The sequence below is a fragment of the Pannonibacter anstelovis genome (assembly GCF_036881715.1).
Taxonomy (GTDB): domain Bacteria; phylum Pseudomonadota; class Alphaproteobacteria; order Rhizobiales; family Stappiaceae; genus Pannonibacter; species Pannonibacter anstelovis.
In genome coordinates this window covers 33,860-45,512 of sequence record NZ_JBAKBF010000003.1, presented here as the reverse complement: position 1 = coordinate 45,512, position 11,653 = coordinate 33,860, and the positions used below count along the sequence as shown (strand labels likewise).

10 protein-coding genes are annotated in these 11,653 nt (G+C 63.5%); 1 reads left to right on the top strand and 9 read right to left on the bottom strand.

Annotated elements, in window-relative coordinates; all coding sequences use genetic code 11:
• Positions 1–11: 11 nt before the first annotated feature.
• The gene (locus V6L75_RS05530; RefSeq protein WP_334250527.1) at positions 12–746 is read right to left on the bottom strand and encodes a nucleotidyltransferase family protein; all 735 of its coding nucleotides are present in this window, start codon (positions 744–746) and stop codon (positions 12–14) included.
• 384 nt (positions 747–1,130) lie between these two features.
• On the opposite strand from V6L75_RS05530, the gene V6L75_RS05525 reads away from it, so the two are divergent.
• On the top strand, positions 1,131–1,478 hold the full coding sequence (locus V6L75_RS05525) for a gamma-glutamylcyclotransferase family protein (protein ID WP_334250526.1): 348 nt from the start codon (positions 1,131–1,133) through the stop codon (positions 1,476–1,478).
• Positions 1,479–1,537: 59 nt separating this feature from the next.
• On the opposite strand, the gene tsaE is transcribed toward V6L75_RS05525, so the two are convergent.
• The 8 genes from tsaE to V6L75_RS05485 all read right to left on the bottom strand — a co-directional run bounded on the left by tsaE (position 1,538) and on the right by V6L75_RS05485 (position 11,529).
• Positions 1,538–3,109, bottom strand: a complete 1,572-nt coding sequence (gene tsaE, locus V6L75_RS05520; protein ID WP_334250525.1) for a tRNA (adenosine(37)-N6)-threonylcarbamoyltransferase complex ATPase subunit type 1 TsaE — start codon at positions 3,107–3,109, stop codon at positions 1,538–1,540.
• A 7-nt stretch (positions 3,110–3,116) separates the two neighbouring features.
• A complete protein-coding gene (locus tag V6L75_RS05515; RefSeq protein WP_334250524.1) occupies positions 3,117–5,639 on the bottom strand; it encodes a PAS domain-containing sensor histidine kinase in 2,523 nt (840 codons plus the stop codon).
• Positions 5,640–5,865: 226 nt separating this feature from the next.
• Positions 5,866–7,254: an adenosylhomocysteinase gene (ahcY, locus tag V6L75_RS05510; RefSeq protein ID WP_334250523.1), complete on the bottom strand. Its 1,389-nt coding sequence runs from the start codon at positions 7,252–7,254 to the stop codon at positions 5,866–5,868.
• Between the two features lie 303 nt (positions 7,255–7,557).
• Positions 7,558–7,833, bottom strand: coding sequence for an HPr family phosphocarrier protein (locus V6L75_RS05505; protein WP_334250522.1), 276 nt, complete (start codon positions 7,831–7,833; stop codon positions 7,558–7,560).
• 50 nt (positions 7,834–7,883) lie between these two features.
• The gene (locus tag V6L75_RS05500; RefSeq protein ID WP_019963681.1) at positions 7,884–8,288 is read right to left on the bottom strand and encodes a PTS sugar transporter subunit IIA; all 405 of its coding nucleotides are present in this window, start codon (positions 8,286–8,288) and stop codon (positions 7,884–7,886) included.
• A gap of 133 nt (positions 8,289–8,421) precedes the next feature.
• Positions 8,422–8,907, bottom strand: coding sequence for an HPr kinase/phosphorylase (locus V6L75_RS05495; protein WP_334250521.1), 486 nt, complete (start codon positions 8,905–8,907; stop codon positions 8,422–8,424).
• Complete coding sequence (locus V6L75_RS05490) at positions 8,904–10,814, bottom strand: sensor histidine kinase (RefSeq protein ID WP_334250520.1); 1,911 nt, start codon at positions 10,812–10,814, stop codon at positions 8,904–8,906. The genes V6L75_RS05495 and V6L75_RS05490 overlap by 4 nt, the downstream gene beginning before the upstream one ends.
• Before the next feature lie 16 nt (positions 10,815–10,830).
• Positions 10,831–11,529: a response regulator transcription factor gene (locus V6L75_RS05485; protein ID WP_026355512.1), complete on the bottom strand. Its 699-nt coding sequence runs from the start codon at positions 11,527–11,529 to the stop codon at positions 10,831–10,833.
• Positions 11,530–11,653: the final 124 nt, after the last annotated feature.

Sequence of the window (11,653 nt, the reverse complement as noted above, 5' to 3'; positions counted from 1 at the left end):
CGGGAATGGTTTCAGTCCGCGCTTTCGCGCACGGCGAGTTCCGCTTCGGCAATCGCTTCCGGCGTGCCGATATGCAGCCAGATCCCTTCCATCAGCGTGCCATGCAGGCGCCCTGCCTCGATGGCCCGGTCAAACAGCACGTTGAGCGAGAACTTGCCCTCCGGCGCATCCCGGAAGAGGCGCGGATGCAGGATGGCCGCGCCTGCATAGGCAAAGGGCGCCACCGAGCGTTCCGGACGGCGCTCCAGAATGCCGTTCGGATCCATCAGGAAATCGCCGCGCCCATGATAGCCGGCGCTGTTCACCATGTCGGACACCAGCAGCAGCGCATCCATGCGCTCCGGGTCAAAGGCCTCGATCATGTGTTCCAGATTGGGCTTCACGCCTTCCACCCAATAGGCAGTATCGGCATTCAGCACGAAGAACGGGTCATCGCCCAGCAGCGGCAGAGCCTTGGCTATGCCGCCGCCGGTTTCCAGCAGCGCCTCGCGCTCGTCGGAAATGATGATCTCAAGGTCCTTGCGGCGGCGGGCATGCACCTCCACCAGATCGGCAAGGTAATGAACGTTGACGACGCAGCGTTTCACCCCGGCAGCTGCCAGCTTGTCCATGCCATGGTCGATCAGAGCCTTGCCGTTCACCTCGATCAGGGGCTTGGGTGTCGTTGCCGTGATCGGGCGCATGCGCTTGCCAAGCCCGGCAGCCAGGATCATCGCGCTATGGGGACGGAAAACGCCGTTCGTCATGAGAAACCTGCAAACTGCTCCGGTTGAAATCACCTGCCGGAGATAGGAAATGCCGAAGCCTCCAGCAAGCCGGGGCCTTCGCCCGGCACCTTTCAGGCTCGGATCGAGCCTGAAAGGTGCCGGGTGACTTTGTTTCGTTTGTCTTTTCGGGAAAACCGGTACCCACTTTTCCCTGACAAACTCTAGCAGTGCCTGCTTCGCGCCCTCAAGGCAAGTGGGGCCGGGTGCGGCTTGTGAGCCTCTACCAGCTACCGGCTGGAACGTGACTGAATTCTCAAGGCACATGAGCATTTTTCGCGGTGTGCCATTTGACCGGTTTTTTCAGCTATGCAAAGCACAGGGTGCCTTGGTGAGGCCTCTCAAGGGCCCGGTCCGGAGTTTGCCATGACAGTGAATGCGCCCGTTCTGCTCTTCTCCTATGGCACGCTGCAGCTGCCGTCCGTCCAGCAGTCTTCTTTCGGCCGTCTGCTTTCCGGGGAAGAGGATGCCATGACCGGCTACACAACCGGCATGATCGAGATCACCGATCCCGAGGTTCTGCGCCAGAGTGGTCAGCGGTTCCACCCAGTGGTCGTGCCCAGCAGCAATCCGGACGATGAAGTGAAGGGCACCGTGTTTGCGATAACGGCTGAAGAGCTTGCCGCCGCAGATGCCTATGAGGTGGATGATTACATCCGTGTCGAGGTGCTGCTGAAGTCCGGAAAGCGGGCTTGGGTCTACGTCAGGGCCTGACCGGAAGGCGTCAGGGAACCGGCCTCTGACGCCTTGCAAATGCCCATGGATGGCTCGGGTTAACTCACCCGTGCCCGGAACCAGTCAGCCAGTTCCGCCAGCGCCGGATGGGCGAGGGTGCGGTCGAGATAGTCCGTCATGCGCGTCATATGAGCCATGTACTGCGGCTTGCCATAGGCATATTTCAGCCGGACGAAAGCGCCGAGGATCTTCGCAACGCGCTGCGCACCCATGACCGCATAAGCGGCCCGGAACAGCTCTTCGTCAAAGCCCGCATCCTGCGCCTTGCGGCTGGCGAGATAGCCGGCCAGCAATTCGTCTTCCAGCGTGCGCGGGATATCCACCCTCGCATCGAGCAGCAGGGAGGCAAGGTCATAGGCAACGGGGCCGATGACGCAATCCTGATAGTCGATGAGGCCCAGCTTCGCGTGCCCCTCGCGTTCCTTCAGCCACAGGATGTTGGGAGAGTGATAGTCCCGCATCACCCAGCCTGTCTGGGCACCTGCGATCCGGGCTAAGGCCGTCTGCCACAAGGCGCGGTATTCGGCCCGCTCCTGCGCATCCGGTGTTGCGGGCAGGGTGGCGGGATCAGCTCCGGCGCGCCAGGGCACATACCATTCGAGAAAGAGATCAGCCTCCGTCAGCAGGGCATTTTCCGAATAGGCCGGGACGGCATGGCGCGCCAGCTCCATGCCACCCATGCCGGACACGGGCAGATCCTGCGGCCAGTCAGTGTCCGCATGCATCTCCGCCAGCAGCTGCACGGCGGCGGCATAGCGCTCCGGAATAGGGCGGCGGTCAGGCGTGATGATCCCTTCGCCGCCAAGGTTCTCCTGCAGCAGCAGGCCCGCGTCCCGGTCGATGGCATAAAGCTCCGGCGCGCTGTAGCCGCGCCGCCGCAGCTCGCCGGTCAGCGCGATGAAGGCATCGACGGTGCGGGCGCGGTGCACGGTCTCGCTGTAGCTCGGCATACCGCCCGGCTTTGCCAGGTCATAGGCGGCAGGGGAATTCATCAGCACCGCAGATTTCTGCGGCTTGCGGATCACCTCATAGGCCCGCGCCGAGGCGTCTCCGGTCAGGTAGCGCCGCTCTGCGCCTTGGAAACTGGCAGCATCTGCCAGCGCCCGGATGCGCTGCGTCCGCGCCAGCCGCTCTGTCCAGCGGCTTTCAGCGGCGGGGCTGGCGAAAGAGAAGGTCACCTCACGGGCGTCATCTGCTCCCGAATGGGCGATGGACAGGATCAGGCGGCTGGCTGGAAGGAAACGGCCGGCCTTTTCCGGCCATTCGATCAGCGCAGCGCCCGTGGCCGTCAGATCATCCAGCCCCAGTTCTTCCAGCTCTTCGGGCTCTTCCAGGCGGTAGAGATCAAGGTGGGAGATGGTCAGCCGCTTCAGATCATAGGTCTGGACAAGGGTGAAGGTGGGGCTCGGCACTTCCAGCGCGGGGTCACCGGCAAAGGCACGCAGCAGGGCGCGGCTGAAAGTGGATTTGCCCGCGCCCAGATCTCCACTGAGTGCAATTACATCACCGGGGCCAAGGATGGCGGCCATGTCTTCGGCCAGCCGCTCCATGGCGGCTTCATCGGCGATGGTGAGGCTGAGTGTGGGGGAGAGCGGATGCGCGGGGCTCATGCCGGGCTTACTCGGCAGCAACCCGGCCGGTCACTTCGGGCTTGGCGGGAAACGTGCAGGTCACGGTCGTGCCGTTACCCTCCCGTGACTGGATCTCCACATGGCCGCCGTGCAGTTCCACGAAGCTCTTGACGATGGACAGGCCCAACCCTGCACCCCGGCGCCTTGCGCCCGAGTCATGGCCGACAAAGCGGTTGAACACGGCCTCGATCATCTCCTGCGGAATGCCGCAGCCATGGTCCTTGACAGTGAAGACGACAGTCGCGCCCTGCCGCTTGCACGTGACATCGATGATGCCGCCTTCCTCGGAATAGCGGACGGCGTTGGAAATGAGGTTGAACAGCACCTGCCGCAAGCGGCGCTCGTCCGCCAGAATGGTGCCGATATCGTCCGGGACATGGGTGCGCAGCACGATCTGGGAGTCGACCAGCCGGTCCTTCAGGCCCTCGACGGCGGCAGACACGGTCTGTGCCACGTCCACTTCGCTCAGATCCAGCTCCATGATGCCCGCATCGATGGTGGCAAGGTCGAGAATGTCGTTGATGATGGCCAGCAGCGCCGAGGACGAGGACAGGATGTACTCTGCGTACTCGCCCTGCTTGTCGGAAAGCTCGCCGAATTTCGGATCGGACAGAAGCTGGGCGAAACCGATGATGTTGGTCAGCGGCGAGCGCAGTTCGTAGGAGACGTGCTGGATGAAGGCGTTCTTCAGATCGTCCGCCTGCTGCAGCGCCTCGTTCTTTTCAACGAGCGCGCGCTCCATGTTGACGCTGTCGGTAACGTTAACAAAGGTCACCAGCGTGCCGCCATCCGGCAGAGGCACGGTGGCATAGTCCAGCACCGAGCCATCGCGCCGCTCCATGCGGCCTGCCAGATGGGTACGGCTGTCCATCAGTCCGGTGATGGAGCCTGCCAGCTGGCGCCAGGCATCCATTTCGCCCGTATTGGCGGCGCAGGTGTTCACGATGTCATTGACATGCGGCATCACCGAAAGCTGGTCTTCCGGCATCGCCCAGATTTCGCTGAAGGCCGGGTTCCAAAGGCGCAGGCGCCCGTCGGAGCCGAACACGGCAACGGCCTCGGACAGATTGTCCAGCGTCTCGCCCTGCACGCGGATCAGCGCGTTGTAGCGGCTTTCGAGGTCCAGCCGCTCGGTCACGTTCTCGTAGATATAGGTGACGCCGCCCTGCGGATGCGGGTTGGCGATGACGCGCAGCGTGCGCCCGTCCGGCAGATGCCACCAGCTTTCCCGCGCTTCCAGCGACTGATAGCTTTCCAGCATCTTGGTGCGCCAGACGCGGTAATCGGCCTGCTCGGGCAGCTTGCGCCCGGCACGCAGCGTGTCGAGGACGATGCCGTCTTCCGGCTGGCCATCGAGGAAACCGGTGTCCAGATCCCACAGGGCGCGGAAGGCGGCGTTGTAGAACTGCAGCTTGCGGTCGGCGCCATAGATGGCCACGGCCGTTGCCAGCTGGTCCAGCGTGCGTCCGTGGAATTCCTCGGTGCGCTTCAGTTCCTTCTTGGTGCGGTCCAGCTCGGAAATGTCGATGGCAATGCCGGCACTGCCGACGTTGGAGCGGACATCCGTCACTTCAAAGACGCGGCGCTCACCAGCGGCCACGATCGGCATGCGCGAGCGGAAGCAGCCGTCATCGTTGCGCTCGCGGCTCATGGCCTCGCGCGCCGGGGCATCCAGGAATTCAACGGCGCCGCTGACGGCCGCCTCGGGCGAGGCGCAATCGACGGCGCGGGCATAGGCGCGGTTGGCCCAGTTGACCTTGCCTTCCGCATCCGTCTGCCAGGCCGGGGCGGGCATGGCCTCCAACAGGGCATGCAGCATGTAAAGTTCGCCGGACAGGCGCGCGTTGCGGGCGGCAAGTTCCGCCTGCGACTGGCGGTCACCGGTCAGATCGCGCAGGCGCAGCACGGAGGCGGCGCCCGCCGTGCGGCCTACAGCCTCGATATAGGTCCGGTGGCGGGTTTCCAGCGTGATGCAGAAAGCCTCGCCAATGCTGCGCAGGCGGGCGAGGTGATCTTCCAGCAGCTCGGCCGATTTCGCATCCAGCCAAGTTGAAAAGCTCAGGAGCTGGGCGGCGCTGCGCGGCGCACCGCAGGTGTCGGGCAGATTGCCCCAGACATGCGGCGTCAGGCCCGGGCGTTCGCCAAGCCCGGTCCAGGCGATGATCCGCTGCTCTTCGGTATTGAGCATGGATTCGAGCCGGTCGACGAAAAGCTTGAGATCGCGGTTCTCGCGCGAAAGTGCGCCGATGCGGGCAGCGCTGGTGCGGCGGTTGCGCAGGAAGGCGAAGGAGGCCGTGACGGCAAAGGCGCAGGCCCCGCCAAGGGCAGCCAGCCAGACCATCTGGTCGGCGCCGAACTGTGTGGTGGAGGTGTTTGCAGCCTGTGCCAGGCTGCTGCCCATGCTGGCGGCGAGGGCAAGAGCGCTCACGCCCGAGAGGGAGAGCGTTTTCAGAATCCGTCTCCGCCGCCCTGCGCCCTTGCGCAAGCGTGAACCGCCGTCTACCGGCATCTGCCTACCTCTTTTGCCGCCATTCAGTCCGGCCGGGGGCCGGAGTCGTCAGGGAGCTGCCTCAATCCCCTGATTCGTCTTGACCATACCTTGTTCGGGAATCGCGCTAAAGAGTCTGTTGATGAAAAGTTAACAGGCCCCGTCAGGGTGGACGGGGCCTGCATTTGTGCTTCTACGCAAGTCCGATTCCATACGGCACAATATCTGGTGTGCCGTGCGCTTGAAATCAGTACTTGTAGTGCTCGGACTTGAACGGACCGGTCTTGTTAATCCCCAGATATTGGGCCTGGTCGTCCGACAATTCGGTTAACGTGACGCCCAGCTTGGCGAGGTGCAGGCGGGCAACCTTCTCGTCCAGATGCTTCGGCAGCACGTAGACCTCGTTCTTGTACTGGTCACCACGGGTGAAGAGTTCGATCTGCGCCAGCACCTGGTTGGTGAAGCTGGCCGACATCACGAAGCTCGGATGGCCGGTGGCGTTGCCAAGGTTGACGAGGCGGCCCTGCGACAGAAGGATCATGCGCTTGCCGTCCGGGAAGACGACCATGTCCACCTGATCCTTGACCGGGCGCCACTGCAGGTTCTTCAGCGCGGCAACCTGGATCTCGTTGTCGAAGTGGCCGATGTTGCAGACGATGGCCATGTCCTTCATCGCCCGCATGTGGTCGAGGGTGATGATGTCCTTGTTGCCGGTGGCGGTGACGAAGATGTCAGCCGTGCCTGCCACCTGATCCAGCGTCTTCACGTCGAAACCGTCCATGGCGGCCTGCAGGGCGCAGATCGGGTCGATTTCGGTGACGATGACGCGCGCGCCGGCACCGGCCAGCGACTGGGCCGAGCCCTTGCCCACATCGCCATAACCACAGACCACGGCGACCTTGCCGGACATCATCACGTCGGTGCCGCGGCGAATGCCGTCCACCAGCGACTCACGGCAGCCATAGCGGTTGTCGAACTTGGACTTGGTGACGCTGTCGTTCACGTTGATGGCCGGGAAGGGCAGCTGGCCCTTCTTCTGCATCTCGTAAAGGCGCAGCACGCCCGTGGTGGTCTCTTCGGTGACGCCCTGGATCAGATCGCGCTGCTTGGTGAACCAGCCCGGGTTCTTGGCCATGCGCTTCTTGATCTGGGCAAAGAGGTATTCTTCCTCTTCGGACTTCGGGTCTTCGATGAGGCCGGTCTCACCGGCTTCGACGCGCGCGCCGAGCAGGATGTAGAGCGTGGCATCACCGCCATCGTCGAGGATCATGTTGGCGCCTTCCGGGAAGTCGAAGATCCGGTCGGCATAGTCCCAGTACTCTTCCAGCGTCTCGCCCTTGATGGCGAAGACCGGAATGCCGGCAGCAGCGATGGCAGCGGCTGCCTGATCCTGGGTGGAGTAGATGTTGCAGGAAGCCCAGCGGACTTCGGCGCCCAGAGCCACCAGCGTCTCGATGAGCACGGCCGTCTGGATGGTCATGTGCAGCGAGCCTGCGATGCGGGCGCCCTTCAGCGGCTGGGACGCGGCAAACTCGGCGCGGCTGGCCATCAGGCCCGGCATCTCGGTTTCGGCGATCTCGATTTCCGTCCGGCCCCAATCGGCGAGCTTGATGTCCTTGACGATATAGTCGGTCATGACCTGATCCTGTTCTGTTTCAGCAACCGCCCCTTGGCGGCACGAAGGTGCGATGCACCCGGCCAGGCCTGCCCGCCTCACGGCAGCAGCCCCGGAATCCCATTCCGCTCCTTATATAGCGGCCTTTCAGACCTATCAATGCGGATATAAAGATTTCTTTATATGAGGAACGAAATGCGGGAACGGGGTTAAGGGAGTGTTGGCGGGCGCGCGCAAATATCCGGCACGCTGAAATGCGCGCGCGGTCAGGCTCTAGATATCACTGGGAAAATTCCGGAAAGTGCGAAGATGGGGCGTTGCCCCTCAATCTTCCTCGCCAAACTTGTCCGCCACAAGTGCAGCGATGGCGGTCAGGGCAGCTTCGGCTTCGGGGCCGGTCACTTCCACATGTATGCTGCAGCCGGGCGCAGCGGCGAGCATCATCAGGCCCATGATCGAGGTGCCGCCGACGGTCTGTCCGTCCTTTGACACGCGCACATCCGCGTTGAACGTGTCCACCAGCTTCACCAGCTTGGCGGAGGCGCGGGCGTGGAGGCCGCGCTGGTTGACGATCAGCAGGCTGCGTTCGAGGCGTGTCATGTTTGGCGCGGCATCCATCGTGGTCAGTGTCTTTCTTCGGGGCGCTGGCGTCAGCCGTTGCCGGACAGAACCTGGCTGGCGACGGAGATGTATTTCTGGCCGGCCTTGCGGGCTTCTTCCACCGCATCGGCAAGGCCCCGGTCGGCGCGCACGCTGGCCAGCTTGATCAGCATCGGCAGGTTCACCCCGGCAATCACCTCGATGGTCTTGCCGTCCATCACGGAGATGGCAAGGTTCGAGGGCGTGCCGCCGAACATGTCGGTCAGGAGCACGACACCTGCACCGGTGTTGACCTCCTCGACAGCGCCGAGGATATCCTGACGGCGCTGCTCCATGTTGTCCTCCGGACCGATCGCAATCGTTGCGACCTGCGTCTGCGGGCCAACCACGTGCTCAAGTGCCGCCTTGAACTCTTCCGCCAAGCGGCCATGGGTCACGAGTACCAGTCCAATCATGCCTTGCCGACCTGTGTCTTTCGTCGTGGGTCCGGTCTGTCCGGTTTCCCGGGGCTTGCGCCGGATCTGAACGCTGTTGCCGCAATGTCGGCAAGCGTGGCGCCCAAAGCAAGCAGTTTTCTCTTTACACGGCCTAAACAGGCGGCCGCTTTCCCGGATAAATCGCGCGCAGAGCCTCCCGGATCAAGGCCACTGCGCCTGCCGCATCGCCAGAGGGCACTGGCTGACGGGCAATCCTGCTATCAAGCAGCACTGTGGAGAGGGCATCTGCCTCCGGCATGCGCTCGATTTTTGCTGCCGGCTCAAGATCGGCCACAAGGCTGATCAGGGCCGCGGGTTCATGAATGACAGGCACGATCCCGCGCCCGCGCAGCTCCGCCAGCCCGGCGATGGTCTGCGGAGCCCGTGCTCTCAGGCCGGCCTCCGTCGCGTCCAGCAGGCACTGGTCATCGGCCACATGGGCAGCGAAATGGCCGTTGCGGCCTGCCCGCTCCACCAGTTCCGCCGCCAGCCGCGACTTGCCGGACCCCGAGGGGCCGCGGATCAGCACACCCGTGGTGCCGAGGATGACCGCACAGCCATGCACCAGCAGGCCACCATGAGACGCGTGGCCATTCATGCGCTGCCGCCTGCGGGCAGGGTGATGATGAAGCGCGCACCCAATATGGTCTTCTCTCCGGTTTCCGGATCGGTCTCCGTGCGGTTCTCCGCCGTGATCGTGCCCCGGTGCGCCTCGATGATCTGGCGCGAGATCGACAGGCCAAGGCCGGAGTTGTTGCCAAAGGCCTCACCATCGGGCCGGTCGGTATAAAAACGCTCGAAAATGCGCTCGATCTTTTCGGCACGGATGCCGGGTCCGTCGTCATCGACGGTGATGACGACTGCATTGCCCTTGCGGCTGGCGCCAACGCGCACAGTTCCCCCAGGGGGGGAGAAGGAGCGGGCATTGTCGATCAGATTGTTGATCACCTGCGCCAGCCGGCTGTCATGGCCAAGGATCAGATAGCCCTTCTCTTCCGCCTTTTCAGTTGCCTTGTCTGCATGCCGGTCCTGCCGGGTGCTGCTGCCCTTCACATCGGCATTCTTCACGTCAGCGATGGTCAGGATCACGCGCGGGGCATCTTCGGCGGCACGCTGGTTGGCCATGTCGGCGACATTGCGCAAGAGGCGGCTGGCGTCCAGCGCTTCCGCACTGCCTCGCGCCAGTTCTGCATCCAGCCGCGAGGCGTCGGAGATGTCGGTGATCAGGCGGTCAAGGCGGCGCACGTCATGCTGGATCACCTCCAGCAGGCGGGCGCGCGAATTGTCTGATTTCGCCAGCGGCAGGGTTTCCACGGCGCTGCGCAGCGAGGTCAGCGGGTTTTTCAGCTCATGCGCCACATCGGCCGCAAAGCGCTCGATGGCATCCATGCGGTTATAGAGCGCATTGGTCATGTCGCGGAAGGAGCGGGCAAGATGGCCGATTTCGTCCTGCCGGTCGGAAAACTCCGGGATCTCCTGACGAGACTTGCCGCCGCGCCGCACCCGCTCTGCCGCCGCAGCAAGGCGGCGTACGGGGCCGGCAATGGTTCCGGCCGTCAGGATCGACATGACGAGCATGACGCCTGCGGCCACCATGAACACGCGGATGATCGCAATCCGTTCGGCGCTGACGATCGCGTCAATGTCTCCCCCTTGCGTGGAGAGCAGAAGTGCGCCCACCACCTGACGGAACCGCTGGATCGGCACGGCCACGGAGACGATAAGCTCGCCGCGCGGTGACAGGCGCACGATGCTGGCCGGGGAGCCGGAAACGGCGGCTTCGACCTCTGGATAGATCAGCCCGTCACCGGCACCGGCCTCCTGATAGACAGGCAGATCGCCGCGCCGCAGCCAGGTTTTCACCGACTGCCAGATCCGGTCAAAGAAGCCATCCTCCTGCACCGTGGGCGGGGACAGGTCGTAGCGCATGACCTGGCTGTAAAGCTGGCGCGAATCGAGGATCAGCATCCCTTGCGTGTCGTAAATCCGGGCACGGGTCTTGGTCGGCGAGATGAGCCGCCGCAGCACCGGCCCCACACGCTCGGGATTGACGGGAAAATCGAGGGATTCCACCGTTGTCGTGCTGGGCATCAGCGTTTCGCCCGCCTGCATCTGCAGCAGGCGCTCCGGGTCCACGGTGATGGCACCCGTGTCCACCGTGGCCGATGCGGCGATGGCGCCGGCGATGATCTCGCCCTGGGTCAGAAGGCTCTGCACACGCGCGTCGATCAGCCCGGCGCGGAACTGGTTGAGATAGAGAATGCCGGACACCAGAGCAATGAGTCCGGCAAGGTTCAGCACCACGATGCGCCGGGTCAGCGATGAGAAGACATAGGTGCCGAGAAGCGCGCCGGCCCGGTTCAGGAAGCGTCTGCGCAGGCGCGGGTTGCCGAGGTGCCGCAAGGCAGCCGGAGACGTGCGTTCACCCGCGCTGGCTTCAGCGCGGGTGTTACCGTCCTGCTCCTTCTCGTGAAGGTGCGTGTCTTCCCCGGTGTCAGTTGCCATCTGGCGTCAGGAACCCTCAGGTCTCCCGGAACCGGTAGCCGACGCCATAAAGGGTCTCGATCATGTCGAAGTCGTCGTCCACCATCTTGAACTTCTTGCGCAGGCGCTTGATGTGGCTGTCGATGGTCCGGTCGTCCACATAGACCTGGTCGTCGTAAGCTGCGTCCATCAGTGCGTTGCGGCTCTTCACCACGCCCGGGCGCTGGGCCAGCGCCGAGAGGATGAGGAATTCGGTCACGGTCAGCGTCACCGGCTTGCCGTTCCAGGTGCAGGTGTGGCGCTCCTGATCCATCAGAAGCTGGCCGCGTTCCAGCAGCTTGTCGCCATCCTCGCGCGGGGCGGAGGCATCGCGCGGCTGCACCCGGCGCAGCACGGCGCGCACGCGCTCCACCAGCAGGCGCTGGGAGAAGGGTTTGCGGATGAAATCGTCCGCGCCCATCTTCAGGCCGAACAGCTCGTCGATCTCGTCATCCTTGGAGGTGAGGAAGATCACCGGCAGGTCCGAGGTCTGGCGCAGGCGGCGCAGCAGTTCCATCCCGTCCATCCGCGGCATCTTGATGTCGAAGATCGCAAGATTGGGCGTGTCGCTGAGAAGACCATCCAGGGCGGAAGCGCCATCCGTATAGGTCTGGACCCTGTATCCTTCGGATTCCAGTGCAATGGAAACCGAAGTCAGGATGTTACGGTCATCGTCGACGAGTGCAATAGTCGGCATGATGCGGGTCTTCGTCCTTTGATCCGTCAATGTCGTAACTCACCTTCAGCCTTTGGCCCCGCAATTGCGCATAAAATAAGGCAAAGGCAATTGCATACCAACTCTTTAATATTGTGCCGGTTCC